The sequence below is a fragment of the Mycobacterium sp. IDUB_36 genome, assembly GCF_055419225.1.
On record NZ_JBVAXH010000001.1, the window covers coordinates 3,474,740 to 3,500,870 of the forward strand.

Annotated in this window: 30 protein-coding genes and 1 riboswitch; of the genes, 18 read left to right on the forward strand and 12 right to left on the reverse strand. The window is 67.5% G+C overall.

The genetic code is table 11. From position 1 onward, the window contains the following. Nucleotides 1-104 precede the first annotated feature (104 nt). Nucleotides 105-315, reverse strand: a riboswitch (cobalamin riboswitch). Between the two features lie 78 nt (nt 316-393). Next, complete coding sequence (locus tag ACZYW1_RS17295; protein ID WP_463787410.1) at nt 394-1,056, reverse strand: SDR family oxidoreductase; 663 nt, start codon at nt 1,054-1,056, stop codon at nt 394-396. A 165-nt stretch (nt 1,057-1,221) separates the two neighbouring features. On the opposite strand from ACZYW1_RS17295, the gene ACZYW1_RS17300 reads away from it, so the two are divergent. Then, complete coding sequence (locus ACZYW1_RS17300; protein ID WP_463787411.1) at nt 1,222-2,367, forward strand: thiolase family protein; 1,146 nt, start codon at nt 1,222-1,224, stop codon at nt 2,365-2,367. After that, complete coding sequence (locus ACZYW1_RS17305; RefSeq protein WP_463787412.1) at nt 2,364-3,158, forward strand: enoyl-CoA hydratase-related protein; 795 nt, start codon at nt 2,364-2,366, stop codon at nt 3,156-3,158. Before ACZYW1_RS17300 ends, ACZYW1_RS17305 begins: the two co-directional genes overlap by 4 nt. A gap of 30 nt (nt 3,159-3,188) precedes the next feature. Here the strand turns inward: ACZYW1_RS17305 and ACZYW1_RS17310 are convergent, their stop codons facing one another. Together ACZYW1_RS17310 and ACZYW1_RS17315 are read right to left on the reverse strand one after the other, a co-directional pair. Further along, a complete protein-coding gene (locus ACZYW1_RS17310) occupies nt 3,189-3,689 on the reverse strand; it encodes an isoprenylcysteine carboxyl methyltransferase family protein (RefSeq protein WP_463787413.1) in 501 nt (166 codons plus the stop codon). A gap of 3 nt (nt 3,690-3,692) precedes the next feature. Then, the gene (locus ACZYW1_RS17315) at nt 3,693-4,733 is read right to left on the reverse strand and encodes a type III polyketide synthase (protein WP_463787414.1); all 1,041 of its coding nucleotides are present in this window, start codon (nt 4,731-4,733) and stop codon (nt 3,693-3,695) included. A 266-nt stretch (nt 4,734-4,999) separates the two neighbouring features. Between ACZYW1_RS17315 and ACZYW1_RS17320 the strand changes: the two genes are divergently transcribed. Further along, on the forward strand, nt 5,000-6,133 hold the full coding sequence (locus ACZYW1_RS17320; RefSeq protein WP_463787415.1) for an NAD(P)H-binding protein: 1,134 nt from the start codon (nt 5,000-5,002) through the stop codon (nt 6,131-6,133). Between the two features lie 66 nt (nt 6,134-6,199). Beyond that, the gene (locus tag ACZYW1_RS17325; RefSeq protein ID WP_463787416.1) at nt 6,200-6,919 is read left to right on the forward strand and encodes a lysostaphin resistance A-like protein; all 720 of its coding nucleotides are present in this window, start codon (nt 6,200-6,202) and stop codon (nt 6,917-6,919) included. Between the two features lie 28 nt (nt 6,920-6,947). Here ACZYW1_RS17325 and ACZYW1_RS17330 read toward each other — a convergent pair whose 3' ends face one another. Then, nucleotides 6,948-7,754, reverse strand: coding sequence for an enoyl-CoA hydratase (locus ACZYW1_RS17330; protein WP_463787417.1), 807 nt, complete (start codon nt 7,752-7,754; stop codon nt 6,948-6,950). 95 nt (nt 7,755-7,849) lie between these two features. Here ACZYW1_RS17330 and ACZYW1_RS17335 point away from each other — a divergent pair, with 95 nt between their 5' ends. Next, nucleotides 7,850-8,923: a CaiB/BaiF CoA transferase family protein gene (locus tag ACZYW1_RS17335; RefSeq protein ID WP_463787418.1), complete on the forward strand. Its 1,074-nt coding sequence runs from the start codon at nt 7,850-7,852 to the stop codon at nt 8,921-8,923. A gap of 75 nt (nt 8,924-8,998) precedes the next feature. Then, nucleotides 8,999-9,751, forward strand: coding sequence for a 3-hydroxyacyl-CoA dehydrogenase (locus ACZYW1_RS17340; RefSeq protein WP_463787419.1), 753 nt, complete (start codon nt 8,999-9,001; stop codon nt 9,749-9,751). A 140-nt stretch (nt 9,752-9,891) separates the two neighbouring features. Here ACZYW1_RS17340 and ACZYW1_RS17345 read toward each other — a convergent pair whose 3' ends face one another. After that, nucleotides 9,892-10,023 carry a hypothetical protein gene (locus ACZYW1_RS17345; RefSeq protein ID WP_292980372.1) on the reverse strand — a complete coding sequence of 44 codons (132 nt, stop codon included), beginning with the start codon at nt 10,021-10,023 and terminating at the stop codon, nt 9,892-9,894. Nucleotides 10,024-10,325: 302 nt separating this feature from the next. Here ACZYW1_RS17345 and ACZYW1_RS17350 point away from each other — a divergent pair, with 302 nt between their 5' ends. Genes ACZYW1_RS17350 through ACZYW1_RS17360 form a run of 3 tightly spaced genes read left to right on the forward strand, consistent with a single transcriptional unit; the run spans nt 10,326 to nt 14,042 of the window. Next, nucleotides 10,326-12,704, forward strand: a complete 2,379-nt coding sequence (locus ACZYW1_RS17350; protein ID WP_463787420.1) for an MMPL family transporter — start codon at nt 10,326-10,328, stop codon at nt 12,702-12,704. Beyond that, nucleotides 12,694-13,401 (forward strand): TetR/AcrR family transcriptional regulator, encoded by a 708-nt coding sequence (locus tag ACZYW1_RS17355; protein ID WP_463787421.1) that lies wholly within the window; start codon nt 12,694-12,696, stop codon nt 13,399-13,401. The genes ACZYW1_RS17350 and ACZYW1_RS17355 overlap by 11 nt, the downstream gene beginning before the upstream one ends. Next, the gene (locus tag ACZYW1_RS17360) at nt 13,398-14,042 is read left to right on the forward strand and encodes a class I SAM-dependent methyltransferase (RefSeq protein WP_463787422.1); all 645 of its coding nucleotides are present in this window, start codon (nt 13,398-13,400) and stop codon (nt 14,040-14,042) included. Before ACZYW1_RS17355 ends, ACZYW1_RS17360 begins: the two co-directional genes overlap by 4 nt. Here ACZYW1_RS17360 and ACZYW1_RS17365 read toward each other — a convergent pair. After that, the gene (locus ACZYW1_RS17365; protein ID WP_463787423.1) at nt 14,039-14,752 is read right to left on the reverse strand and encodes an NAD-dependent deacylase; all 714 of its coding nucleotides are present in this window, start codon (nt 14,750-14,752) and stop codon (nt 14,039-14,041) included. The two genes, ACZYW1_RS17360 and ACZYW1_RS17365, sit on opposite strands and share 4 nt — an antisense overlap. 89 nt (nt 14,753-14,841) lie before the next feature. Here ACZYW1_RS17365 and ACZYW1_RS17370 point away from each other — a divergent pair, with 89 nt between their 5' ends. Beyond that, nucleotides 14,842-15,207 (forward strand): GntR family transcriptional regulator, encoded by a 366-nt coding sequence (locus ACZYW1_RS17370; RefSeq protein WP_463787424.1) that lies wholly within the window; start codon nt 14,842-14,844, stop codon nt 15,205-15,207. Here the strand turns inward: ACZYW1_RS17370 and ACZYW1_RS17375 are convergent. Beyond that, on the reverse strand, nt 15,192-15,737 hold the full coding sequence (locus ACZYW1_RS17375) for a DUF1697 domain-containing protein (RefSeq protein ID WP_463787425.1): 546 nt from the start codon (nt 15,735-15,737) through the stop codon (nt 15,192-15,194). The two genes, ACZYW1_RS17370 and ACZYW1_RS17375, sit on opposite strands and share 16 nt — an antisense overlap. Before the next feature lie 47 nt (nt 15,738-15,784). Between ACZYW1_RS17375 and ACZYW1_RS17380 the strand changes: the two genes are divergently transcribed. After that, nucleotides 15,785-16,228 (forward strand): PPOX class F420-dependent oxidoreductase, encoded by a 444-nt coding sequence (locus ACZYW1_RS17380; protein WP_463787426.1) that lies wholly within the window; start codon nt 15,785-15,787, stop codon nt 16,226-16,228. Nucleotides 16,229-16,238: 10 nt separating this feature from the next. Beyond that, nucleotides 16,239-16,436, forward strand: a complete 198-nt coding sequence (locus tag ACZYW1_RS17385; RefSeq protein ID WP_463787427.1) for a DUF5302 domain-containing protein — start codon at nt 16,239-16,241, stop codon at nt 16,434-16,436. On the opposite strand, the gene ACZYW1_RS17390 is transcribed toward ACZYW1_RS17385, so the two are convergent. Then, nucleotides 16,433-16,855: a DUF4345 domain-containing protein gene (locus tag ACZYW1_RS17390; RefSeq protein WP_463787428.1), complete on the reverse strand. Its 423-nt coding sequence runs from the start codon at nt 16,853-16,855 to the stop codon at nt 16,433-16,435. The two genes, ACZYW1_RS17385 and ACZYW1_RS17390, sit on opposite strands and share 4 nt — an antisense overlap. A gap of 130 nt (nt 16,856-16,985) precedes the next feature. Here ACZYW1_RS17390 and ACZYW1_RS17395 point away from each other — a divergent pair, with 130 nt between their 5' ends. Together ACZYW1_RS17395 and ACZYW1_RS17400 are read left to right on the forward strand one after the other, a co-directional pair. Continuing rightward, a complete protein-coding gene (locus ACZYW1_RS17395; protein WP_463787871.1) occupies nt 16,986-17,570 on the forward strand; it encodes an HhH-GPD-type base excision DNA repair protein in 585 nt (194 codons plus the stop codon). Then, the gene (locus tag ACZYW1_RS17400) at nt 17,570-17,716 is read left to right on the forward strand and encodes a DUF1059 domain-containing protein (protein ID WP_067334757.1); all 147 of its coding nucleotides are present in this window, start codon (nt 17,570-17,572) and stop codon (nt 17,714-17,716) included. The genes ACZYW1_RS17395 and ACZYW1_RS17400 overlap by 1 nt, the downstream gene beginning before the upstream one ends. Nucleotides 17,717-17,883: 167 nt before the next feature. On the opposite strand, the gene ACZYW1_RS17405 is transcribed toward ACZYW1_RS17400, so the two are convergent. Both ACZYW1_RS17405 and ACZYW1_RS17410 read right to left on the reverse strand, forming a co-directional pair. Next, complete coding sequence (locus tag ACZYW1_RS17405) at nt 17,884-18,858, reverse strand: Rv1157c family protein (protein WP_463787429.1); 975 nt, start codon at nt 18,856-18,858, stop codon at nt 17,884-17,886. A 72-nt stretch (nt 18,859-18,930) separates the two neighbouring features. Further along, nucleotides 18,931-19,800 (reverse strand): hypothetical protein, encoded by an 870-nt coding sequence (locus ACZYW1_RS17410; protein WP_463787430.1) that lies wholly within the window; start codon nt 19,798-19,800, stop codon nt 18,931-18,933. Nucleotides 19,801-19,946: 146 nt separating this feature from the next. Between ACZYW1_RS17410 and ACZYW1_RS17415 the strand changes: the two genes are divergently transcribed. Next, nucleotides 19,947-21,212 (forward strand): mannosyltransferase, encoded by a 1,266-nt coding sequence (locus tag ACZYW1_RS17415; protein WP_463787872.1) that lies wholly within the window; start codon nt 19,947-19,949, stop codon nt 21,210-21,212. Here ACZYW1_RS17415 and ACZYW1_RS17420 read toward each other — a convergent pair. Next, nucleotides 21,199-21,483 carry a 4a-hydroxytetrahydrobiopterin dehydratase gene (locus tag ACZYW1_RS17420; protein WP_463787431.1) on the reverse strand — a complete coding sequence of 95 codons (285 nt, stop codon included), beginning with the start codon at nt 21,481-21,483 and terminating at the stop codon, nt 21,199-21,201. The two genes, ACZYW1_RS17415 and ACZYW1_RS17420, sit on opposite strands and share 14 nt — an antisense overlap. Nucleotides 21,484-21,509: 26 nt before the next feature. On the opposite strand from ACZYW1_RS17420, the gene ACZYW1_RS17425 reads away from it, so the two are divergent. Then, nucleotides 21,510-21,926 (forward strand): (deoxy)nucleoside triphosphate pyrophosphohydrolase, encoded by a 417-nt coding sequence (locus ACZYW1_RS17425; RefSeq protein ID WP_463787432.1) that lies wholly within the window; start codon nt 21,510-21,512, stop codon nt 21,924-21,926. Between the two features lie 175 nt (nt 21,927-22,101). Here the strand turns inward: ACZYW1_RS17425 and ACZYW1_RS17430 are convergent, their stop codons facing one another. Beyond that, complete coding sequence (locus tag ACZYW1_RS17430; protein WP_463787433.1) at nt 22,102-22,269, reverse strand: hypothetical protein; 168 nt, start codon at nt 22,267-22,269, stop codon at nt 22,102-22,104. Nucleotides 22,270-22,331: 62 nt separating this feature from the next. Between ACZYW1_RS17430 and typA the strand changes: the two genes are divergently transcribed. Continuing rightward, nucleotides 22,332-24,221 (forward strand): translational GTPase TypA, encoded by a 1,890-nt coding sequence (gene typA / locus ACZYW1_RS17435; RefSeq protein WP_463787434.1) that lies wholly within the window; start codon nt 22,332-22,334, stop codon nt 24,219-24,221. Nucleotides 24,222-24,312: 91 nt separating this feature from the next. Further along, on the forward strand, nt 24,313-26,112 hold the full coding sequence (locus ACZYW1_RS17440; protein WP_463787873.1) for an ABC transporter family substrate-binding protein: 1,800 nt from the start codon (nt 24,313-24,315) through the stop codon (nt 26,110-26,112). Nucleotides 26,113-26,131: the final 19 nt, after the last annotated feature.

Below are 26,131 nucleotides of genomic sequence, written 5' to 3' on the forward strand. Positions count from 1 at the left end.
GGTGGTCACCGCCAACGGACGCACAACCGGTCCGGCGCAGTGCACAGCACTGCAACCATTACGGCCAGACGCCCATTCCACGAGGCGGTGAGCCGCCAGGCGCGGCGCGCCCGGCACAGTCGGCAGGTCTTCGGACTCACAGGCATGCACCGGCTGGTGCTCCTACTGGCCGTCGCTTCCCGGTTTGGTGACCAGTGCTATTGACGACGTTCGTTCCTGCATACCGCTGCGGGACAGTCCCGGACTCGCACCGGGTTCCCTCTTACGAAGCACATCTAACATGCCTCGCTCGGTGCCGCACCCGTCACAAAAAACGATGGGACCGGCAGACCGACTGCGAGGTGAAGATTACCTGATCGACGGTGCCGGGCCGGTGTGCTCGACGTCCCGCCCTCAGTGATCGCCGCTGCCGCCCAGCGCTTCGGCGATGGGTAGGTCGCCGTTGTTGAAGTCGATGGTGCGGCGGATCGTCGACGGATCGGCCAACGCTGCGGCCGCCACCGAAGCGACGTCCTCCCGGGAGACCTCTGCCTTGTCGGCCGCTCCCGCGCCCACCGCGATCCGTCCGGTCCCGGGGTCCGACGTCAGGCGGCCCGGGCCCAGCACGGTCCAATCCAGTTCGCCGGCACGCAGATGGGCGTCCGCGGCCGCCTTCGCCTCGGCGTACGCGAAGAACGAGTCGTCCTCCGCGACACCGTGATCGGGCCCGGCGCCGAAGTAGGACACCATCACGAACCGCCGCACGCCGGCCTGGGCGGCGGCATCGGTCACCCTGATCGCGGCGTCGCGGTCGACGGCGTAGGTGCGGGCCGGGTCGCCGCCACCGGCGCCGGCGGAGAACACCACCGCGTCCTGACCTTTCACCACGTCTGCGAGGGCATCGGTGTCCAAGTGCTCGATATCCGCGACGACCGGGTGGGCACCGGCGGCGGTGATGTCGTCGGCGTGATCGGAATTACGGATGGTCGACGTCACCTCGTCTCCGCGGTCGGTGAGGATGCGGGCCAGATGCAGGGCGACCTTGCCGTGGCCGCCGACGATGAGGATGCGGGACATGTCTTCCAAAGTACGGAGTCCGACGCTACTTACCAGTAAGGGACCCCGGCGACGACCCAACTAAGCGGTTGGTCAACAATCGATCCAAGTCCGCGCGACGACGATGCAGGCCGCAGGTCTGAGGAGGAGTCGGGCAAATGAGCCGGAGTGTCAAAGGAGATAGCCATGGCTGAAGCCGTCATCGTCGAGGCAGTTCGTTCACCAGTCGGCAAGCGGAACGGCGGCCTGTCCGGCGTCCACGCCGCCGACCTGTCCGCACAGGTTCTCAACGGCCTGGTGCAGAAGGCCGGCATCGATCCCGGCCTGGTCGACGACGTGATCTGGGGCTGCGTCATGCAGGCCGGTGAGCAGGCGATGGACATCGGCCGTACTGCGCTGTTGGCCGCGGGGTGGCCGGAGACCGTGCCCGGCGTGACCGTGGACCGGCAGTGTGGCTCCAGCCAGCAGTCGATCCACTTCGCCGCGGCCGGCGTGATCGCCGGACACTACGACGTCGTCGTCGCCGGTGGTGTCGAGTCGATGTCGCGCACCCCGATGGGCGCCTCACTCGCCAACGGCGGCAACCCGTTCTCGCCGGGCTTCAAGGCCCGCTACGACCGGACCCCCAACCAGGGCATCGGCGCCGAGATGATCGCCGAGCAGTGGGGCTTCGATCGGACCACGGTCGACCAGTTCTCGCTGGGGTCGCACGAAAAGGCGGCTGCGGCACAGGATTCCGGTGCGTTCGACGACCAGATCGTCGGGATCAAAGACCAGGACGGTAACGCCGTACTCAAGGACGAGGGCATCCGTCGCGGCACCCCGATCGAGAAGATGGCTCAGCTGAAGCCGGCCTTCAAGGAAGACGGCGTGATCCACGCCGGTAACTCCAGCCAGATCTCCGACGGTTCGGCGGCGCTGCTTATCATGACGGCGGAGAGGGCAAAAGACCTGGGGCTCAACCCGATTGCCAAGGTGCACACCGCCGTGTTGGCCGGTGCCGACCCGGTGATCATGCTGACCGCGCCGATCCCGGCCACCCAGAAGGCACTCAAGCGGTCCGGTCTGTCGCTCGACGACATCGGCGTGTTCGAGGTCAACGAGGCCTTCGCGCCGGTGCCGCTGGCCTGGCTGAAGGACATCGGTGCCGACGAGAAGAAGCTCAACCCCAACGGCGGCGCGATCGCGCTGGGCCACCCGCTCGGCGGATCCGGCGCCCGGATCATGACCACCATGCTTTACCACATGCGGGACAAGGGAATTCGCTACGGGCTGCAGACCATGTGTGAGGGTGGCGGTCAGGCCAACGCCACCATCGTGGAGCTGCTGTGACCGACACCGCCGCAGTGCTCACCGAGCGCCGCGACGATGTCCTCGTCATCACCATCAACCGGCCGGAGGCGCGTAACTGCGTCAACGGTGCCGTCAGCATCGGCGTCGGTGACGCGCTCGAGCAGGCGCAGCACGACCCCGAGATCCGTGCGGTGGTGATCACCGGGGCAGGTGACAAATCCTTCTGTGCCGGAGCGGATCTCAAGGCCATCTCGCGCCGCGAGAACCTGTATCACCCCGACCACGGTGAATGGGGTTTCGCCGGTTACGTCCACCACTTCATCGACAAGCCGACGATCGCCGCGGTCAACGGCACAGCGCTGGGCGGCGGCACCGAGCTGGCCCTGGCCAGTGATCTGGTGGTGGCCGAAGAGCGTGCGCAGTTCGGGTTGCCGGAAGTCAAGGTGGGCCTGCTCGCCGGCGCGGGTGGCGTGTTCCGCATCGCCCAGCAGCTGCCCCGCAAGGTCGGCATGCAGATGCTGCTGACCGGCGAGCCGATCGGCGCCCGTGAGGCCGCCGACTGGGGGTTGATCAACGAGGTCGTTCCAGATGGCACGGTGCTGGAAGCCGCACTGGCGCTTGCCAAGCGGATCACCGTCAACGCGCCGCTGTCCGTGCAGGCCAGCAAGCGGATCGCCTGCGGTGCCGATGACGACGGTGTCATTCCGGACGAAGAGCCGAGCTGGGCGCGCACCACCCGTGAATTCGGAACGCTGTTGCGCACCGAGGATGCCAAGGAAGGACCGTTGGCCTTCGCCGAGAAGCGGCCGCCGGTCTGGAAGGCGCGCTGAAAGCCCGGCGCGCCTTACCGCCGGGGTGACTCACGCGTAGCCCAGTGCCGCGTTCTCCACCCGGATCCGCACGGTCAGCAGCAGCGCGTTGGCCACCGTGAAACAGATCGCGGTCAGCCACGCCGTGTGAATCAGCGGCAGCGCGAAACCCTCGACCACCACCGCGACGTAGTTCGGGTGGTGCAACCAGCGGTAGGGCCCACCCTGCACCAGCGGCGCCTCGGGCAACACGATCACCAGCGTGTTCCACCGGTGCCCCAACGTCACGATGCACCACCAGCGCAACACCTGGGTCATCACGGACAAGGCCAGCATCGGCCAGCCCAGCCACGGCAGGAACGGCCGGTGCAGCGCCCAGACCTCGGCGATGCAACCGAGCAACAGCGCGGTGTGAATGGTGACCATCACCGGGTAGTGGTTGCGCCCGAACTCCTTGCCGCCGTGAGCGAAAGCCCACCGGGCGTTGCGCTTCGAGACGACGAGCTCGGCCACCCGCTCGACGGCGACGGCCAGGATCAGCAGGTAGTACATCGTCTACCAGCCGAGCAGCACGAGTTCTGAGCAGAACGCCGGACCCATCGCGATCATCAGGCCGAACGATCCCGGCGGCGGCGGTTCGGCCATGTTCCGGCACAGCACGTCGAGCACCGACACCGACGACAGATTCGCGTTCTCACGCAACGAGTTTCGAGTGTGATCCATCGCCGTGGCCGGAAGATCCAGGGTGTTCTCGATCGCCTCGATGACTTTCGGACCACCGGGATGGCACACCCAGGTCGAGATGTCTTCGGGTGTCAGACCGTGATCGCCGAGGAAGTGGCGTACATCGTCACCGATGTATTTTTCGGCGACGGTCGCGACCTCGGTGGACAGCTTGATCTTGAAGCCATTACTGCCGATGTCCCAACCCATGACGTCTTCGGTGTCGGGATAGATGCGACTGCGGGTGGCCAGCACCCGGGGCCCGGCGGGTGTGCGGGCGGATCCCTTGGCGACGACAGCTGCCGCGCCGTCGCCAAAAAGGCTGGCGGCCACCAGATTCGCGACCGACAGATCGTCGCGCTGCAGCGTGAGCGAGCACAGCTCCACAGCCAGCAGCACCGAGACCTGGTCCGGGAAAGCCAGGAGATAGTCGTGCATGCGGGCCACGCCCGCGGCGCCGGCCACACAACCCAGGCCGAACAGCGGCACCCGTTTCACGTCGGGCCGCAGCCCGAGCCGCGTTGCCAGCCGGGCCTCCAGGGTGGGCACCGCCAACCCGGTCACCGTGGTCGAGAAGACGACGTCGACCTCGGACGGCTGGACGCCCGCCGCGTCCAGCGCCGCCCGGATTGCGCGCTCGCCCAACGTCAGCGCCACCTCGATGAAGATGTTGTTGGCTTCGGTGAAGCCGCCGAGTCTTCCGTAATCGGCCAGCGGCAGCGCGATCCGGCGTTGCTGCACACCTGCGCTCACACCGAAGCGATCGAATTCTCTACCGCCGAACCCGGTCAGACCGGAGATCGCTTCAGCTTGGCTGACTTGATGTGGTGGAAACTCGACGGCTACTGCTGCGACGGAGGGAGTCGATGACATGATGGCTTTCACCCCTTGCGATTCGGGCGAAACTGGTTGCGTTCGCTCACGTTAAACGTCACGGTCGGACAGCTCAATTGGTTCAGCCCGATCCACCGGATCCCGCCGTCGGATCGGACCGGTGGATCCGTGTCGAACCGGCCGCATGGTATGTGAGAACGGCCACTTCGGTTTGCCGCCGCGGACACGGGGCAATCCGGGAGTCAATATCTGCGTTCATTCCGATCGGTAGGTTGAACGTTCATTCCAATCGATAGGTTGACATTGTGCGAATACTGGTGACCGGCGCGACGGGATACGTGGGATCGCGACTGGTCACAGCGCTGCTGGCGGCCGGACACGAGGTCGTCGCGGCCACCCGTGACCCGGCCCGGCTGGCATCGTTCGGATGGTTCGACGACGTGACCGCGGTGAGATTGGATGCGGCCGATGCCGACTCGGCACGCGATGCGCTGACTGAGGCCGGCGACGTCGACGTCATCTATTACCTGGTGCATGCCATCGGCCAACCCGGCTTCCGCAAAGCCGACCGCGCCGCGGCCGAGAACGTCGCTGTCGCGGCCAAGGACGCCGGGGTGCGCCGCATCGTGTACCTCGGTGGATTCGTGCCCTCCGATGAAGGCCTGTCCGAGCACCTGGCCAGTCGAGCCGAGGTGGCCGAGGCGCTGAGCGTCGATGGCGGCGCCGACGTGGTGTGGCTGGGTGCCGCGGTGATATTCGGTGCGGGGTCGACGTCGTTCGAGATGATGCGTTACGTCGCAGACCGTTTTCCGGTCATCCCGATTCCGTCCTGGATGGAAAATCCGATCGACCCGATCTCTATCACCGATGTGCTGTACTACCTCGTCGCGGCCGCCGACCCGGAGCGGGTGCCGGCGGGCTCCTACGACATCGCCGGGCCGGACACCACGTCCTACCGCGACATGCTGAAGACCTACGCGCGGGTCGCCGGCGTCTGGCAGACCGGCCTGCCGGTGTGGGGTATCGACACCAAGCTGGCATCCTGGGTGACCGGTCTCGCCCTCCCGGTGCCCGACGGACTGGCGGCCGACCTGGTCGAGTCGCTCGACTACCCGATGCGAGCCAGCGGCTCCGGCCTCCGCGACCTGATCCCCGATCCGCCGGGTGGACTGATGACGATCGAGGATTCGATCGGCCGCGCACTCTCGAGCGACCGGCCCCGTCCGGTCAACGCCCTCGTCGACCCCCACCACCTCGCCGACAGCGATCCGGCCTGGGCGGGCGGCGACACGTTGCGGATCCGGCGGCTTGCGAGGATGGTGACTCCAGCGGTCGTGCGACCCGGCCTCGGCTTGGTGGGCGCTGTCTCGGGTCCGATCGCCGGTGCGATCCGTACCGGGCTCGATATCTTGATCACGCTCACACCGAAGGTGCATTAGACATGACCGGCGCTGCGGCGTTCCGCGGCAGTGGTGCGGTCAACGAAGTCAGGAGGGGCAGCGCACGTGACTGACCTGAGTCCCCAGCCCAGCGCTCTGGAAGAGATTCGCCGCGGCATCGTCAATGTCGCTGTGCCGCACAATGAACCGCCGTCGACAGTGCGGCGGCGGCGGATCATCGTCTCGATCGTGATGGTGCTCGGCGTCGCATCGCTGGGGCTGGCACTGCGCAAGCATCCCGGTGAGCAGGCCTTCTACTGGTGGTCGCTGGCGCTGACGGGCATCTGGGCGGTCGGAGCTTTCGCGTCCGGGCCGCTGCACCTCGGCGGGGCCCGCTGGCGCGGGCGCAATCAGCGGCCGGTGGTCAGTGGCACTGTCATCGGGTTGCTGCTCGGTGGGGTATTCATCGTCGGCGGTTTCGTCGTCCGTGAGATCCCGGCGATCGCCGAGTTCGTCACCCGTTTACTCGAATACAGCAACCGGGGATCGTGGCGGCTGACCCTGACGGTCGCGCTGCTGGCGGCGGTCGCCGAGGAGATGTTCTACCGCGGTGCGCTGTACACCGCGCTGTCCCGACACCACCCGTTGCTGATCTCGACCGTCATCTACGCCCTGGCCACCCTGGGCAGCAGCCGCAACCCGATGCTCGCCTTCGCCGCGATCATCCTGGGCACCGTCTGCGCGCTCGAGCGTCGGGCCACCGGCGGGGTACTGGCCCCGATCCTGACCCACTTCGTCTGGACACTGGTCGTCCTGCTGGGACTACCGCCGCTGTTCGGTCTCTGAGATCCCGGCTGCCGGGTGTCCTAGGTGCTCACTTATCTGTAAAAGCCGGCGTCCGGCGCTGTTGGAAAGCCCTTGCGCCCTCGCGGAAGTCGTGCGACCCCAGCAGCAGTGACTGACCTTCCAGTTCGCGCTGCAGGGTCGGCTCCAACTCGGTCAGCGTGGCTGCGTTGATCGCCTGCTTGGTTTTGGCGAACGCCACCGCGGGACCGGCCAGCAGGCGGGACACCACCGCGTCCACCTCGGTATCGAAGTCGTCCGCCGGATAGACGGCGGTGATCAACCCGGCCGCCAGCGCGTCGGCGGCCGGCAACCGCTCGGCCAGCAGGGCCATCCGCATCGCGCCGATCCGGCCGATCGCCGCGGCGATCAGCGCCGAGGCGCCGCCGTCGGGCATCAGCCCGATCTTGGTGAACGCGAGCATGAAAAAGGCTTTGTCCGAAGCCAATACGAGGTCGCAGGCCAACGCGATGGAGACGCCCACGCCGGCTGCCGGACCCTGGACCACCGCGACCACCGGACGCGGCAGCGCGGTGATCGCGCGCACCAGCCGGTTGGCCGCCACGATCAATTCCTCGCCGGTGCCGGCGACGTCATCGGCGCCCATTCCGGCTCCGGAGCAGAAGCCACGCCCGGCCCCGCCGAGCCGCACCACCTGCACCCGGGGATCGTCGGCCGCTCGTTCCAACGCATCGGCGAGGCCCTCGAACACCGGCAGGTTCAGCGAATTCAAGCTGTCGGGACGGTCGATCGTCACCGACAACACGCCGTCGGCGAGACTCACCGCGAGCCCGTCGACGGGTGCCAGGGCGTCGATTCCGGAATCGATGGCTGTCATGCGATCGACTGTAAGCCACCGGGGTGCAGCGTCGTTCGGTCCGACTGTCAAGATGCTTGGAAACGCGCGGTTGTCGACAGAGAGGTCGGGAGATCATGGCGGGTCCGCTGACGGGGTTGCGAGTCATCGAGCTGGCCGGAATCGGGCCGGGCCCGCACGCGGCGATGATCCTGGGCGACTTGGGTGCCGACGTCGTCCGCGTCGACCGGCCCGGTGCCAGCGGTTCCGACCCGATGTTGCGCAACCGGCGGTTCGTCATCGCCGACCTGAAGTCCGACGAGGGTCGCGACCTGGTGCTCAAGCTGGTCGCCAAGGCCGATGTGCTGATCGAGGGCTACCGGCCGGGGGTCACCGAGCGGATGGGACTGGGCCCGGAGGACTGCGCCAAGGTCAACGAGCGGCTGATCTACGGCCGGATGACCGGCTGGGGCCAGACCGGTCCGCGCAGCAAGCAGGCCGGCCACGACATCAACTACATCTCGCTCAACGGCGTGCTGCACGCGATCGGACGGGCGGGGGAGCGGCCGGTTCCGCCGCTGAACCTGGTCGGCGACTTCGGCGGCGGGTCGATGTTCCTGCTGCTCGGCATCCTGTCGGCGCTGTTCGAGCGACAGACCTCCGGCAAGGGCCAGGTCGTCGACGCCGCCATGGTCGACGGGTCCTCGGTGCTGGTGCAGATGATGTGGGGGATGCGGGCGCTGGGAATGTGGACCGACGAACGCGGCACCAACATGCTCGACACCGGGGCGCCCTACTACGACACCTACGAATGCGCCGACGGCCGTTACGTCTCGGTCGGCGCCATCGAGTCGCAGTTCTATGCGGCGATGCTGGCCGGACTCGGCCTCGACCCCACAGACCTGCCGGACCAGAACGACCGGAGCCGCTGGCCCGAGCTGCGGGCCGCATTCACCGAGGCGTTCGGTAGCAAGGACCGGGACCACTGGGCCAAGGTGTTCGCGGATTCGGATGCCTGTGTGACGCCGGTGCTGGCATTCGGCGAGGTCGAGACCGAACCGCACATCACCGAGCGCAACACCTTCTACCAAGCCGGTAACGGACTGCAGCCACTGCCGGCGCCACGGTTCTCCCGCTCGCGGCCGGACCAGCCGAAGCCGCCCGGCCAGCCGGGAGCCGACACCGAGACCGTCCTCAACGACTGGGTATAGTCCCGGCCAACCAGTGGGTCGGAATCGCCGCGGCGGGAAACGCCGGCGTCCGGCCCCACCCGAAAGGAACCCTTCGTGCAGATCACCGATGCCGTGGCGCTGGTCACCGGCGGAGCATCCGGCCTCGGCCTGGCAACCACCCGCCGGCTGCTCGACGCTGGCGCTCAGGTGGTCGTGCTCGATCTCAAGGGTGAAGAAGTCGTCCGTGAGCTGGGCGACCGGGCGCGGTTCGCGCCCGCGGACGTCACCGACGAAAAGGCGGTGACCGCGGCGCTCGATATCGCCGCGTCGCTGGGGCCACTGCGCATCGTGGTCAACTGCGCCGGGACCGGCAACGCCGTCAAGACGCTGGGCAAGGACGGGCCGTTTCCGCTGGATGCCTTCCGCAGGGTGGTGGAGATCAACCTGATCGGCACCTTCAACGTGCTGCGGCTCGGCGCGGAACGGATCGCGCAGCAGGACCTCGTCGGAGAAGAGCGCGGCGTGATCGTCAACACCGCATCAGTGGCGGCCTTCGACGGTCAGATCGGTCAGGCCGCCTACTCGGCGTCCAAAGGCGGCGTGGTCGGCATGACGCTGCCGATCGCCCGCGACCTGGCCAGCAAGGGCATCCGGGTGGTGACGATCGCGCCGGGGCTGTTCGACACCCCGCTGCTGGCGGGCCTGCCCGAGCCGGCTCGCGAGTCGCTCGGCAAGCAGGTGCCGCACCCCAGCCGGTTGGGTAACCCGGATGAGTACGGCGCACTGGCGGTGCACATCGTCGAGAACCCGATGCTCAACGGAGAGGTCATCCGGCTGGACGGCGCGATCCGGATGGCGCCGCGCTGACCGGATCCGCCCGTCGGCCACGAAAAAGCCCCCGCCGAGGCGGGGGCTTTTTGCTCAATAGGTCAACACCAAAGGTCGAAACGAGGCTTGACTACGCCTCAACACGGCCACGCCCCGGAAAGGGGCGCGCGTCGCGCGGACTAGCTCGCGTTCGGCAGCGGGTGCCAGTCGTCGAGCTGCTCCGAGCACTCACCCTCGACCAGGACGTCGCCGTGGTAGAGAGCCTCGAAATCAACTTTGATCACGTCGGCACTGGAGTCATCGATCCACATGTAAATGAGCCTATGGGCAACATTTAAGGAATCTTTGAGTCACGATTCGGAAAATCGTGGCAATTGTTACCGCCGGGTAAGGCTCGCCCGGCCGGACGAAGCGTCCGGATGCTTGGAAGTGGCCTATTGGGCAGACGTTCAACCACATATGCTCCGCAAATGTCCTGCGTATCGGGCGCCGCGTTGAACCTCTGCGGTTCTCCGTCCCGTTCCCTCTGGTGAGGCGTTGACCACGCGCCTGGAGGTTGCATCGGTAACTTATCGCTGATAAGTTACCGATGATAACAAGCGGAGGAACGCCAATGTTGCAGCGAATCGCCCGCCTTGCCATTGCAGGGCCCCGGCGCATACTCGCGGCTGCGGTGTTGGTCCTGGTGGCCGCCGCGGTTTTCGGCCTTCCCGTCGCCAAGAGCCTGTCCGCCGGCGGATTCCAGGATCCGGCTTCGGAGTCGGCGCAGGCCATCAAACTGCTCACCGACAAGTTCGGCCAGAGCGACCAGCAGCTGGTCCTGCTGGTGACGGCGCCGGCGGGTGCGCAAAGCCAGGCGGCTCGCCAGGTCGCCGCCGACATCGTCGCGCAAGTCCAGGGTTCGGACGGGGTGTACAACGTCGTCTCGGCGTGGACCGGGCCTGACCCTGCGCATCTGCTCGCGAACCTGGTCAGCAAGGACGGCAGATCCGGGTTGATCGTCGCGAACCTCAAGGGCGGCGAGAACAATGCGCAGAACTACGCCAAGGCGATCGCCGCGCGCGTCGTGCACGACCGCGACGGCGTCACCGTTCGCGCCGGCGGAGCCGCGATGGTCTACAACCAGATCAACCACCAGAACGAGCGCGACCTGTTGCTGATGGAGTCGCTGGCGATTCCGCTCAGCTTCCTGGTGCTGGTCTGGGTGTTCGGTGGGCTGCTGACCGCGGCACTGCCGGTCTGCCTGGGCGGATTCGCGATCGTCGGGTCGATGTCCGTGCTGCGACTGATCAGCTTCGGCACCGACGTGTCGACCTACGCATTGAATCTCAGCAGTGCGCTCGGCCTTGCCCTGGCCATCGACTACACCCTGCTCATCATCAGCCGCTACCGCGACGAGTTGGCCGACGGCAGCGCCCCGGACGAGGCGTTGATCCGAACCATGGCCACCGCGGGCCGCACGGTGCTGTTCTCGGCGACCACTGTCGCGTTGTCGATGGCTGTGATGGTGCTGTTCCCGATGTACTTCCTGAAGTCGTTCGCGTATGCGGGGGTGGCCACCGTCGCGTTCGTCGCGGTGGCCGCGATCATGGTGACGCCTGCGGCGATCGTGCTGCTCGGCCCGCGTCTGGACGCGCTGGACGTGCGCAAACTGGGGCGTCGGATTTTCGGCCGGGCGGACCCCGTGCGCAAGCCGGTCGAGGAGTTGTTCTGGTATCGGTCGACCAAGTTCGTGATGCGGCGGGCCATCCCGATCGGCCTGGCCGTCGTTGCGCTGCTGCTGCTGCTCGGGCTGCCGTTCCTCGGGGTCAAGTGGGGCATGCCGGACGACCGGGTGCTGCCGACGACGGCTTCGGCGCATGCAGTCGGTGATCAGTTGCGACACGATTTCGCCGATGACTCGGCGACCGCGGTGTCTGTTGTCGTCCCGGACGTTCGAGGGGTGCGTCCGGGCGACCTCAGCCGCTATGCGGCCGACCTGTCACGGATAGCCGACGTTTCGGCGGTTTCGGCACCGACCGGGACGTTCGTCCGCGGCAACCCGGTGGGACCGCCTTCGGCCGCCACCGGGATGGCACACGACAGCGCCTTTTTGACGGTCACCAGCAGTGCGCCGCTGTTCTCGTCGGCTTCGGACACCCAGCTCGACCAGTTGCACGCGGTGCCCGGTCCAGCCGGCCAGTCGGTGCAGCTGTCCGGAATGGCCCAGATCAATCGTGACAGCGTGCATGCGATCACCACCCGACTTCCCCTCGTGTTGGGTCTGATCGGCGCCATCACGTTCGTCTTGCTTTTCCTGCTCACCGGCAGCGTGTTGCTGCCGGTGAAAGCGTTGGTGTGCAACGTCTTGTCGCTGACGGCGGCATTCGGCGCGCTGGTGTGGATCTTCCAGGACGGTCACCTCGGGGCGATGGGCACCACCCAGAGCGGAACGGTGGTGGCCAACATCCCGGTGCTGTTGTTCTGCGTGGCCTTCGGCCTTTCGATGGATTACGAAGTGTTCCTGGTCTCCAGGATTCGCGAGTACTGGCTGACTGCGGTCGCCTCGCACCCGACGCCACCGGACAACCGGACCCAACGGGCCGACAACGACGAGAGCGTCGCGCTCGGGCTGGCCCGCACCGGACGGGTGGTCACGGCGGCGGCTCTGGTGATGTCGATTTCGTTCGCGGCGCTGATCGCCGCGCAGGTGTCCTTCATGCGGATGTTCGGTACCGGCCTGACCCTGGCCGTGCTTGCCGACGCGACCCTGGTGCGGATGGTGTTGGTGCCGGCCTTCATGCACGTTCTGGGTCACTGGAGTTGGTGGGCGCCCAGACCGCTGGTGTGGCTGCATGACCGCTTCGGGATCAGCGAATCGGAATCCGTCGTCGTGCATGACCCGGCCGATCCGGTCAATGGCCGACACGCTCGCCACCGCCAGGATCAGGTCGTCCCCGCCGCGCCCAGCGCTGCGGCAGCCCCGGCCACGACGGTCGCCGATGGTCGCTGATCCTTCGACAGAGCAACTTCGCAGAAGGCGGGCCCCTCGTGGGTCCGGCGATCTTCTGCGCGACGAAATCCTGGACGCCGCAACCGATCTCCTGCTCGACATCGGGCACGCCAAGGCGGTATCGATCCGCTCGGTGGCCGAACGGGTTGGCGTGACGCCGCCGTCGATCTATCTGCACTTCCAAGACAAAGACGCGCTGCTCGATGCGGTGTGCGCGCGCTACTTCGAAAAGCTCGACGACGCGATGCAGCGGGTGTCGGCCGCGCAGTCCAGCACGGTCGACGTTCTCCGCGCGCAGGGTCTGGCCTATGTCCAATTCGCCGTCGAGAACCCCGAGCTGTACCGGATCGCGACGATGGGGGAATGGAAGTCTGACAGCAATGTCGATGCGGCGCTTGCCAGTTCGGCGTTCGAGCACATGTGTGTGACCGTCAAGGAGCTGATGGCCGAGGGAGTGTTTCCGCCCGGCGACGCGACCGGGGTCGCACTGGAGTTGTGGAGCGCAGCGCACGGAGTGGCCGCGTTGCTGATCGCCAAGCCACATCTGCCATTCGGCGATCCCGACGCATTCACCGACCGGGTGCTGCGGGCCGTCTTCTCAGGGAATATGGTGTCCGGACTGGTCGGCGCCGACGCGACACCGCAGCAGGTCGTGGAACGTTTGACGGCGCTCGGGTCGAAAGGCTGGTCGCAATGACGTCATCGACGGAGACCGTTCATCACCCGTTCTTCGCGCGACTCTGGACCACGATCGCCGCACACGAGACCGAGCAGATGCGCGAATCCCGCCGGCAGAATCTGGCCGGGTTGTCCGGTCGAATTCTCGAGGTCGGCGCCGGCACCGGCACCAATTTCGCCTTCTACCCCGACACCGTCGAGCAGGTGGTTGCGGTCGAACCCGAGCAGCAGTTGGTCCGACTGGCTCGCCAAGCGGCCGACGCCGCCACGGTTCCGGTCGAGGTGACCAATCGCACTGTGGAGAGTTTCTCCGCGGACGAGCCATTCGACGCGGTGGTCTGCTCGCTGGTGCTGTGCTCGGTAGCCGAGCCCGATTCGGTTCTGCGACAAATACTTTCGCTGCTTCGACCAGGCGGCGAGTTGCGCTACCTCGAGCACGTGGCCAGTGCCGGAGTACGCGGTGGCTTTCAGCGATTCGTCGACGCGACGTCGTTGTGGCCGCGACTGGCCGGAAACTGCCACGCCCACCGGCGCACCGAGCAATCGATCCGCTCTGCGGGATTCGAGATCGAGACCACCCGCACCGACTGCGCCTTACCGGCCTGGGTGCCGCTGCCGGTATCGGAGTTCGTGGTGGGGCGGGCCCGCCGGCCGGCCTAGTTCAGCAGGGCGGGCAGTCGCTGCAACAGCGTCGGAAGCGCCGTACTGGCTGATTCGCGCACCGTGATTGTGGCGCTGTCAGACAGCGGTGTGGGCTCCGGATTGACCTCGACCACGACGATGCCGCGAGCCAGTGCCGCCTCGGGCAGACTTGCCGCCGGATAGACGATGCTCGACGTTCCGACGACGATCAGCACGTCGGCCGTGGTGGTCGCTTCCACTGCCTGCTGCCAGGGGCCCTGGGGGAGTGCCTCGCCGAACCAGACGATGTCGGGCCGGATCAACCCGCCGCAATCACACACCGGCGGCTCCACTTCCAGTGTGGGCTCGGTCATTTCGGGCAGGACGCCGCTGTAGGGCAAGCCGCATGTGGCACAACGAAATTCGAACAAGCTACCGTGCAGGTGGTGTACCGGGGAACTGCCCGCGCGCTCGTGCAGATTGTCGACGTTCTGCGTGACGACGCTGACCTCCGCATGGTCCTGCCAGGCGGCGACGGCGCGGTGACCGGGATTGGGTTGGACGGTGTTGACCAGGTAATGACGCCACAGGTACCAGCCCCACACCCGCTCGGGATTGCGTTCCCAACCCTGCACGCTGGACAACTCGTAAGGGTCGAACTCGGCCCACAGGCCGTTCTTGTCGTCGCGGAATGTCGGCACGCCGCTCTCCGCGGAGATTCCCGCGCCGGAGAGCACCGTGATTCGCACGCTCTCACGATAGCGCGGGCCCTGGATTGAGCCCGTCGACGATGCAGCGTGCGCAGCGCGACGAGGTGGGGTTGCGGGATACTGGTCGGGTGGAATTGGGCGATTGGCTGCGGGTCGACGGGCAGGCGGACCGACCGCTGTTCGATCAACTCCGCACCCAGATCATCGAGGCGATCCGGGCGGGCACACTGGCGCCCGGCACCCGGCTCCCGACCGTGCGGGTGATGGCCGGCGAACTGGGTCTGGCAGTCAACACCGTCGCCCGCGCGTACCGCGAACTGGAGACGGCAGGCATCGTCGAAACCCGGGGCCGCTTCGGCACTTTCGTCGCTCGGGCGGATCCGGCGGACACTGCGATGGCGGCCGCGGCGGGCGCCTTCCTCGACGTCGCGCGCGGGCTGGGGCTCGGAAAGGCCGACGCGCTGCGCTATTTGGAGGACTACGCCGACGACTGAGCGGCCAGGACCTTGACCAGCGTGCGCAGGTTGCGGGTGGTGGTCGACGACTTGTACTTCTTCTTGCCCATTGTCTTGCCGATGGTGCTGTCCAGCGTCTTGTTCTTGGCGACTTGCCAATAGATCACGCCCGCGGACTTCGGGCCACGCTTGATCTTTTCGTCGACGCCGGCGTCACCGGTCAGCGCCGCGAGCTCGTCGAGCACGTCGGCGTCGCTGACGAAGGTGACGTAGGACTGGTAGCCGTCGACCTCGGCTTCGAACGGATAGCTGTCGACGATCGACTTCAGCTTCGTGATCGGATAGACCAGCACCCAGGCGTCGTACCCGAATGCTTTCCGCAGCGCCTTCTCGGCCGCGTCGCGAACCGCGTCGGCGCTTTCGGACGAGTCCAGCGTGACGTTGCCGGTGGCCAGGATCGTGCGGACCTCGGTGAGCCCGGCGTCGGTCAACGCGGTTGCCACGTCGGCCATTTTCAGGTTGACACCGCCGACGTTGACGCCGCGCAGGAACGCCGCGTAATGAGTCATGAGCGTGATGGTAGCGACGCGACGGAGTCGCCCCGTAGGCTTTCGACATGGGCCGCCACGCGTTCGACGACAAGCTGTTGGCCGTGATCGCGGACAATTCCCTCGGCGTGCTCGCCACGCTCAAACGCGACGGCCGGCCGCAGTTGTCCAACGTCTCCTACTACTTCGACGTCCGCAACGTCGAAATCCAGGTTTCGGTCACCGAGCCACGGGCCAAGACCCGCAACCTGCGGCGTGACCCGCGGGCGTCGCTGCTCGTCAGCTCCGACGACGGCTGGTCGTACGCCGTCGCCGAGGGCACCGCCACGTTGACCCCGCCTGCGGCGGCGCCGGGTGACGACACTGTCGAGGCGCTGATTGCCTTGTATCGCAACATCGCCGGTGAACACCCGGACTGGGACGACTACCGGCAGGCGATGGTGACCGACCGTCGTGTCGTGCTGACGCTGCCCGTCGCGCACGTCTACGGAATGCCGCCGGGCCTGCGCTAGGCTGCGGATCATGGCTGGATCGAAGTCGGGGGCCGAGTCGTCGTCCGCACCTGAAGACGACAACAAGCGCAAATTCCGTGAGGCACTCGAACGCAAGAACGCGAAGTCGGCGGGCGGAGCCGACCACCGCGAAGGCGGGGGCGGTAAGGGCACCCGGGCGCACGGCGCGGCCGGCAACCATCGGGAGTTTCGCCGCAAGAGCGGCTAGCTCGCGAGGCTCTCTTCCGGGTCTACCGGGGCGTCAGCCGTAGCCAGGCCGAAAAAGGCTGCCGGAACGGCGATTTCGACCGCGGTGAGGACTTCCTGAAACCAGTGCGGCCGGCCGTTGCTGATCAGCGAGATCACGCGGCCGACGGCGCTGACCAACATCAGCCCGGCCAGCAGGCGGATGTCGGTGGCACGGATCGGCGATCTGCGGGCAGCGGCCAGCCACGCCAGGCCGTAGCCGGCGAAGTAGGCGGAGTAGAACCGCTCGCGCGAATCGACCGTTGCGTTGGCGTCCGTCGCGCCGGGGACCGAGGAAACGCCGAGCGCGAAGTGGTAGATCCCGATCGCGACGCAGGACAGTCCGGTGAACCCGGCGAGGTTTCTCAGATTGCGGCCGGTGCGGACAGGGGTGCTGGGCATCCGGCCACGCTATCTCCTGGCTGGTCTGCGTCGGGCAGGATCAGTCGATGGTCGGGGTGGCACGGATGCGGGGCGGGGATAGGATCTCGATCATGGTGCCGGCCTCTACTCCTGGTAATGACCGTTGACGATCACGCTCTGCCTCGCACAGGACACCGACGCCGATCGGTTGCTGGCCGACGATCCGCTGGCGCTGCTGATCGGCATGGTTCTGGACCAGCAGGTCCCGTTCGAAACGGCGTTTCGCGGGCCGATGAAGATCGCCGAACGGATGGGCGGGCTCGGCGCGGCCGAGATCGCTGACTGCAACCCGGACAAGTTCGCCGCCTTGTGCTCGGAAAAGCCTGCGATACACCGGTTTCCGGGGTCGATGGCGAAGCGGATCCAGACGCTGGCGCAGATCGTCGTCGACCGCTACGACGGTGACGCCGCCGGGCTGTGGACGGCCGGCGATCCCGACGGGCCGGAACTGTTGCGACGGCTCAAGGGACTCCCCGGGTTCGGTGAGCAGAAGGCGCAGATCTTTCTGGCGTTGCTCGGCAAGCAGTACGCGGTAACCCCCAAAGGCTGGCGCGCCGCCGCAGGCGAGTTCGGAAAGTTCGGCACGCATGTGTCGGTCGCCGATATCGCCGACGCGGGTTCGCTGGAGAAAGTCCGTTCGTACAAGAAGCAGATGAAGGCGGCCAAGAAGGCGTCTACAGGGAAGGCGACATAGTGAAGACGCATCTGAACTGTCCGTGTGGCGAGGCGATCACCGGCAAAGACGAAGACGAACTGGTCGATCTGACGCAGGCCCATCTGGCCAGCGCGCACCCCGGTCTGGAGTACGACCGGGACGCGATCCTCTTCATGGCTTACTAGCCATGAAGCATTAACACGGCATGGCTTACTAGCCATGAAGCATCAGCACGGCATGGCTTACTAGCCATGGAGCATCAGCACGGCATGGCTTACTAGCCAGCAGCAGCCGTCTCAGACGACAAATCCGCCGGAGCGCAGCTGCTCCGGCGGATTGTCCGTTGGCTGGATCAGGGCACCACCGTCGAGCCGATGGTCGGCATGAACTGGCACTGCTTGTCCTTGGTGGTGACCTGGCCGAAGATCGTCGACATGATGCTGCCGGACCCGGTGTCGACGGTGGCGGTCAGCGTGGTCGGCCCCTGCGGATTGATGTCGGCCTGCGGCTTGAGCGTGGCGCTGCCCGACTTGCCGGTGGTCAGGTTCACCCAGGTCAGGTTCAGCGGCAGCTTCTGCACGTCGGCCGGTCCCGGCGTGCCCAATGCAGTGAACACGTACGACGTCTGCCCGGCTTTCGGGCCCGGGGCCGGAATTGTGGCCGGCCCGGCTACCGACAGCACGGGTGCGAGGACACTGCCACCGTCGCTCGAGCAACCGTTGCCGATCGAGGGATACATGAAGTCCTGAGTGGGCGGTGCGTCCGGGCTGTAGTTCGGCGCGGCGGCGTTGGGAGCGGGCGGTGTCACCGCAGCTTCGGGCGCGGGTGCCGGAACCGCCGCGGGCGCGGGCCCGCCGGGCGGTGTCGCGGCCGCCACCGGAACGGCGTTCGCCGGAGCCGGAGCGGCCTCGGGTGCGGGTCCGGCCGCGTGCACCGGATCGATTCCGGTCGGCAGGTGCGCCTGAACGCCGGGTTCCACCCCGGGCGGGGCAACGTGGTTGGTGGCCGAGGCGTCGGGTGCCTGGACGAACTGATTCACCGACGCCGCAACGTTTTTGGAATCTTCTGACGCCGACGGGCTCTTGGCGAACGCCTGTGCCGCGGCCATCAACAGCTGGGTGGCCTGCTCGGGGTTGCCGGCGGCCTGCTGAATGATTGGGCTGAACTCGGTCAGCGCGGGCAGCGCGGGCATGCCTGGAATCTGCTGGACGGGAGCCGGTGCGGGCGGCGCCGGGTCGGCGGCCGCGGTGGGGGACAGGGCCACGGCGGCGCTGGCTGTGATGGCCGCGGCAGCGAAGGTGCTGATCAGGTTTCGAGCGATGTACATGGTGTCCTCCCGGTCGTCAGTGGTGGTGGAGGCCGGCTAGCGCACAGGGGCGCTAGCCGGCCGGTCGCTCGGTCAGGGCAGGGCGGACACCGGGAACAGCGACGCGCCGGCCGTCGCGGGCAGCACCGGTGCGGTGGCCAACGGCAGCGTCGCCGGTGCAGCCGTCAACGGCAACGTTGCGGCAGGTGCCGCCGTCAACGGCAGGGTTGCCGCGGGTGCGGCGGCCGCGGGCAAGCCGGCCGCCGAGGCGAGCCCACTGCCGAACGGCGATCCGCCGCCGATCAGCGAGGTCAGGTCACCGGGCAGGGAGACCTGCTGCGGCAGCGGGAACGGCATGCCCGGAATCTGCGGCAGGTTGAGCTGGGCCTGCGGCAGCATCCCCGCGGGGTTCGTCGCGGGCGCCGCGGCAGCCGGAGCGGCCGGAGTCAGGCCCGGGAGGCTGAGTCCTGGCGTCGACGTGGTGGCCGGCGTCGGGGTGGACAGGCCGGGAATGCCCAAGCCCGGTGTAGAAGTCGCGGCCGGGGCCGGGGTGGACAGGCCCGGAATGCCCAGGCCTGGTGTGGAAGTCGCGGCCGGGGCCGGAGTGGTCAGACCCGGAATGCCCAGGCCGGGTGTGGAACTCGCAGCGGGAGCCGGCGACGCCAGACCGGGAAGCAGCGACGAGCCGGCGCCCGGGGTTGCGGCGGCAGGCGTCTGCGGCATCTTGATCGCGGCGCTGGCCAGTGGTGGCGGCGTGGCGGGCTGGCCGCCCAGTGCGCCGGCGACGCTCTGCAGCAGTTGCGGCGCGGCGGCCGCGGTGCCGACGAGCTGCTGGCTGATGTCGGGTGTCGGCACCGGTGCCGGGTCGGCGTGGGCGGTGCCCATCAAGCCCCCCATGAGCAGCGCTGCCGACGAGCCCGCCACAACGGCGGTGGCTCGTACGAAGGTCCGAACAGTTGACATGACTCTCCCTGAATCTCGATGACAAGTCCTCGCCCCAGACGATCCGCCTGAAAACAGGAGTGACTCGAGTGACACGTGTGGCATTTATGCGACCGTTATTGAACTGAGCGGTGGCGGTTACCGAGCGAGCCTGTAGCGGGACGGCGCTGCTTGTCGGGCCCGGCGATAGAGTCGTGCAGATCGACACCACCTCGGCCGCTCCGGCGGCAATCACCAGCCGCCGCTCCGCGATCTCGGTCGAGACCATCGGGCCGGTGGTTCTGATCGTGAGCGTCTTGGCGCGGCTGGCCTGGACGTATCTGGCGCCCAACGGGGCCAACTTCGTCGACCTGCACGTCTACGTCGGCGGCTCGGCGATGCTCGACCACCCGGGGGGCCTCTACCGCTACGTCTATGCCGATCAGACGCCGGACTTCCCGCTGCCGTTCACCTATCCGCCCTTCGCCGCGGTGGTCTTCTATCCGCTGCACTTTCTGCCGTTCGGCGTGGTGGCGTTCTGCTGGACAGTTGGCACGATGGCCGCGCTATACGGGGTGGTGCGGATCAGCCAGCGGCTGCTGGGCGTCGCTGCCGGCGAAGGTCAGCGGCCCGCGATGCTGTGGACGGGGATCGCAATCTGGCTCGAGCCGTTGCGCAGCACGTTCGACTACGGGCAGATCAACGTCGTATTGGCGCTGGCCGCGTTGGCCGCGGTATTCAGCGCCCGGTGGTGGCTGTCCGGCCTGTTGCTGGGTACGGCCGCGGGGGTCAAACTGACGCCCGCGATCGGAGGACTGTATTTCGTCGGGGCCCGGCGGTGGGGGACCGCGGTCTTCTCCGGCGTCGTGTTCCTGGCCACCATCGGATTATCGGCGTTGATCGTCGGCGACCAAACCCGTTACTACTTCACCGATTTGATCCGCAAGACCGATCGAGTCGGACCGATCTGCACGATCTTCAACCAGTCGTGGCGCGGCGCGATCTGCCGGATCTACGGTCACGACCCGGGTTACAACCCGACCGTGCTGATCGGAATCGGGCTCACCGCACTACTTTCCGTGCTGGCCTGGCGGGCGATGAGCGTCGACGCGGATCGGCCGGACCGGCTCGGACGGCTGCTGATAGTCGAACTGTTCGGCCTGCTGCTCTCGCCCATTTCCTGGACCCATCACTGGGTGTGGTTGGTGCCGTTGATGATCTGGCTGTTTCACGGCCCGCTGTCCGATCGCCGCGGCGCGCGGATTCTCGGCTGGACCTGGCTGGTGCTGCTGGTTGTCGGGGTGCCCTGGCTGCTGAGTTTTGCGCAGCCGAGCATCTGGCAGAACGGCCGTCCGTGGTACCAGGCCTGGGGCGGGCTGGTTTACATCGTGGCGACACTGGCCACGCTGGGCTGGGTTGCGGCCAGCAGGAGGCGGTCGGCTACTCCGCGATAATCGCGTCGATGTCGCGGGCCAACCCGAGGTCCTTCTCGGTGATGCCGCCGTCGGAGTGCGTGACCAACGCGAAAGTCACTGTTCGCCAACGGATATCGATGTCGGGATGGTGGTCTTTCTCCTCGGCGCGTTCGGCGACCCGGCGCACCGCTTCGATTCCGGACAGGAATGCCGGAAACTCCACCGACCGGCGCAGCACGCCGTCTTTGCGTTCCCACCCGTTGAGCTCAGGCAGTGCGGCATCTACTTGGTCATCCGATAACACAGCCATCTCTCGACCGTATACCGTCGGCCGCGATGGTCAACCAGATCGTGGTCGCAGGGGCGATCGTCGTGGATTCGAAGCTGCTGATCGCACAGCGTGTTCGACCGCCCGAACTGGCCGGCCGATGGGAGCTCCCGGGTGGCAAGGTCGCGGCGGGGGAGACCGGGCCGGCGGCGCTGGCCCGTGAACTGGCCGAGGAACTCGGTGTCGACGTCGCGGTCGGCTCTCAGCTCGGCGACGTCGAGCTGAGTCCGACGATGACCTTGCGGGCGTACACCGCGACCGTGCTCCGCGGCGAACCCCAGCCGCACGATCACGCCGCGCTGCGCTGGGTGTCGGCCGCGGAACTCGACGACGTCGACTGGGTGCCCGCCGACCGGGGATTCCTGCCGGCGCTGACGCGGCTGTTGGCCGAGAACCGGGGTCCCGGCAGCCGGCAGGTGAGGTGACATGCGGCACACAGCCGGGGCTACCCGGGTGCCGCGCCTGAGCTTGGTTGTTCGTCGGGCGCGAATGAGTGGACGGGGATCAGCGACTCGGCGAGAAGAGCGTCGCCGGCCGTCCGCGACGAGCCGTCGGCCGGCGGATGGGCCGTGCGGGATCGGCCGTGAACATCCCAGCTAGTCACGCCTTTCGGGCGTGCTTGAACACCCTCTCCAATGCCTTGCCGCGGACACCGTTGCGCTCCGCCTTCTGCACTTTGTGCAGGACCAGTGGGCAGCGCTTACACCGTGGCTTGGAGCGGCAGCACTTCTTCTTCGGCTTTGCCGTCGCATACTTTTCGAAGTTCACGTGACCTCTTGTATACAGGTCGCGTTTTCGTGTTTGGTGCCTACGCTGCGACAATTCACCACGTGGATTTCCGGAATGTAGCCATCGTCGCGCACGTCGACCATGGGAAGACGACCCTGGTCGACGCGATGCTGCGACAGTCGGGCGCGCTGACCCATCGCGGCGACGACGCGATCGAGCGCCTGATGGACTCCGGTGACCTGGAGAAGGAAAAGGGCATCACGATCCTGGCGAAGAACACCGCGGTGCACCGCCAGCACGCCGACGGCTCGATGACCGTCATCAACGTCATCGACACCCCGGGCCACGCCGACTTCGGCGGCGAGGTGGAGCGCGGCCTGTCCATGGTCGACGGCGTCCTGCTGCTGGTCGACGCCTCGGAAGGCCCGCTGCCGCAGACCCGTTTCGTGCTGCGCAAGGCGCTGGCCGCGCACCTCCCGGTGATCCTCGTCGTCAACAAGACCGACCGGCCGGACGCCCGGATCGCCGAAGTCGTCGAGGAGAGCCACGACCTGCTCCTCGACGTCGCCTCCGACCTCGACGAAGAAGCCCAGGCCGCCGCCGAGAAAGCGCTCGATCTGCCCACGCTGTACGCCTCGGGACGCGCTGGCATCGCCTGCACCACCCAGCCCGCCAACGGCGAGAACCCCGACGGCGAGAACCTCGACCCGCTGTTCGACGTGCTGCTCGAGCACATTCCGCCGCCCCAGGGCGACCCCGAGGCGCCGCTGCAGGCGCTGGTGACCAACCTCGACGCGTCGGCGTTCCTGGGCCGACTCGCGCTGATCCGCATCTACAAGGGCCGCATCAAGAAGGGCCAGCAGGTGGCCTGGATGCGCGAAGTGGACGGCCATCCCGTCATCACTAACGCCAAGATCACCGAGCTGCTGGTCACCGAGGGCGTCGAACGCACACCGACCGAAGAGGCCATCGCCGGCGACATCGTCGCGGTGGCCGGCATTCCGGAGATCATGATCGGCGACACGCTTGCCGACATCGAGCACGCACACGCGCTGCCGCGCATCACCGTCGACGAGCCCGCCATCTCGGTGACCATCGGCACCAACACCTCGCCGCTGGCCGGCAAGGTGTCCGGGCACAAGCTGACCGCGCGAATGGTCAAGTCGCGCTTGGATTCCGAGCTGGTCGGCAACGTGTCGATCAAGGTCGTCGACATCGACCGGCCCGATGCCTGGGAGGTCCAGGGTCGTGGTGAACTGGCGCTGGCCGTGCTCGTCGAACAGATGCGCCGCGAGGGCTTCGAGCTCACCGTCGGCAAGCCGCAGGTGGTCACCCAGACGGTCGACGGCAAGCTGCACGAGCCGTTCGAGGCGATGACGATCGACTGTCCCGAGGAGTTCGTCGGCGCGATCACCCAGCTGATGGCCGCCCGCAAGGGGCGCATGGAGGAGATGGCCAACCACGCCGCCGGCTGGGTCCGGATGGACTTCATCGTGCCGAGCCGTGGGCTGATCGGCTTCCGCACCGACTTCCTGACGCTGACGCGTGGCACCGGCATCGCGAACGCGGTGTTCGACGGTTACCGGCCGTGGGCGGGCGAGATCAAAGCGCGACACACCGGCTCGCTGGTCTCCGACCGCACCGGATCGATCACGCCGTTCGCCATGATCCAGCTGTCCGACCGTGGGCAGTTCTTCGTCGAGCCCGGTGAGGACACCTACGAGGGCCAGGTGGTGGGTATCAACCCGCGTGCCGAAGACCTCGACGTCAACGTGACGCGGGAGAAGAAGCTGACCAACATGCGCTCGTCGACCGCCGACGTGATGGAGACCCTGGCCCGCCCGCTGGATCTCGGCCTCGAGCAGGCGATGGAGTTCTGCGCCGAGGACGAGTGCGTGGAGGTGACGCCGGAGGTGGTGCGGGTGCGCAAGGTCGAGCTGACCGCGACCCTGCGCGCGCGGGCGAAGGCCCGGGCCAAGGCTCGCGGCTGACGACGACGCATTGACCGACGACGGGGATTCCGCCCCCGATACCCTGTGGGGCGTGCCGAACCGAGCCCGCCGCGTCCGCGTGACCGCCGGCATGCTGGTTTCGCTGTTGGCGTTCGTCGGCTGCGCGGTCAGTCCGCCGCCCGCTCCGCAGAGCACCGCGACCGCGCGCAGCACTGTTCCGCCGCCGCAACGCAGGACGCAGATCATCATGGGCATCGACTCGATCGGGGCCGGCTTCAATCCGCATTTGCTGTCCGATCTTTCGGCCGTCAACGCCGCGGTGAGTGCTCTGGTGCTGCCCAGCGCCTTCCGCCCGGTGGCCGACCCGAACACGCCGACGGGATCCCGCTGGGAGATGGACCCGACGCTGCTCAAGTCGGCCGAGGTGACCAACGAGAACCCGTTCACGGTCACCTACAAGATCCGGCCGGAGGCGCAGTGGACCGACAATGCCCCGATCGCGGCCGACGACTTCTGGTACCTGTGGCGCCAGATGGTCGGTCAGCCCGGCGTGGTCGATCCGGCGGGATATGACCTGATCACCGGGGTTCAGTCGATTGACGGCGGCAAACAGGCGGTGGTCACCTTCGCCCGGCCCTACCCGGCGTGGCGAGAATTGTTCAACAACATCCTGCCGGCGCACATCGTCAAGGACGTGCCGGGTGGCTTCCCGGCCGGGCTGGCGCGGGCCCTCCCGGTGACCGGCGGCCAGTTCCGGGTGGAGTCGATCGACCCCCAGCGCGACGAGCTCCTGCTGGCCCGCAACGACCGCTACTGGGGACCGCCGGCCAAACCGGACCTGGTGTTGTTCCGCCGGGCCGGCGCACCCGCCGCGCTGGCCGACTCGGTTCGCAACGGCGACACCCAGGTGGCCCAGGTCCACGGCGGCTCAGCGGCTTTCGCGCAGCTGTCGGCGATCCCGGACGTGCGGACCGCTCGGATCATGACGCCGCGGGCGATGCAGCTGACGCTGCGCGCCAACGTGGCGAAGCTGGCCGACGGGCAGGTACGTAAGGCGATTCTGGGCTTGCTCGACGTCGACCTGCTCGCCGCGGTCGGCGCCGGCAGCGACAACACCGTCAGCCTGGATCAGGCGCAGATCCGTTCGCCCAGCGATCCCGGGTACGTGCCCACGGCGCCACCGGCGCTGACCCGCACGGCGGCGCTGGGGCTGCTGGAGTCGGCGGGCTACCAGATCGACAGCGACAACGCGACGCCGGAGAACAACCGGGGCCACGTGACCAAGGACGGTAAAGAACTGACGCTGGTGATCGGTGTCGCCGCCAACGACCCGACCTCGCAGGCCGTGGCGAACACCGCCGCCGACCAGTTGCGCAACGTCGGGATCGCCGCGACCGTGCTGGCGCTCGACCCGGTCGCCCTGTACCGCGAGGCGCTGGTCAACAACCGGGTCGATGCCCTGGTCGGCTGGAGCGAGGCCGGCGGCAACCTGGCGACCCTGCTGGCATCCCGGTTCGGCTGCCCGGCGTTGGAGGCGACGGCGGTGTCCACCGCCGCGGCGTCGACATCGTCCTCGGCCACGGCCGGCAAGCCCGCCCCCGCGACGACGACGCCGACCGCGGCCACCTCGACGCCGCCCTCGCACGCGCAGGAGCCCGGCGCGCTGGTGCAGGCGCCGTCGAACCTGACCGGGATCTGCGACCACAGCATCCAGGCGGACATCGACGCGGCGCTGGCCGGCACCAGGGACATCAACGACGTGGTGAATGCGGCCGAGCCGCGCCTCTGGGAGATGGCCACGGTGCTGCCGATCCTCCAGGACACCACGATCGTCGGGGCCGGCCCGAGCGTGCAGAACGTCAGCCTGTCCGGCGCGGTTCCGGTCGGGATCGTCGGCGACGCCGGACAATGGGTGAAGACGGCGCAATAAGCTCTGGACTAGGCTCTGG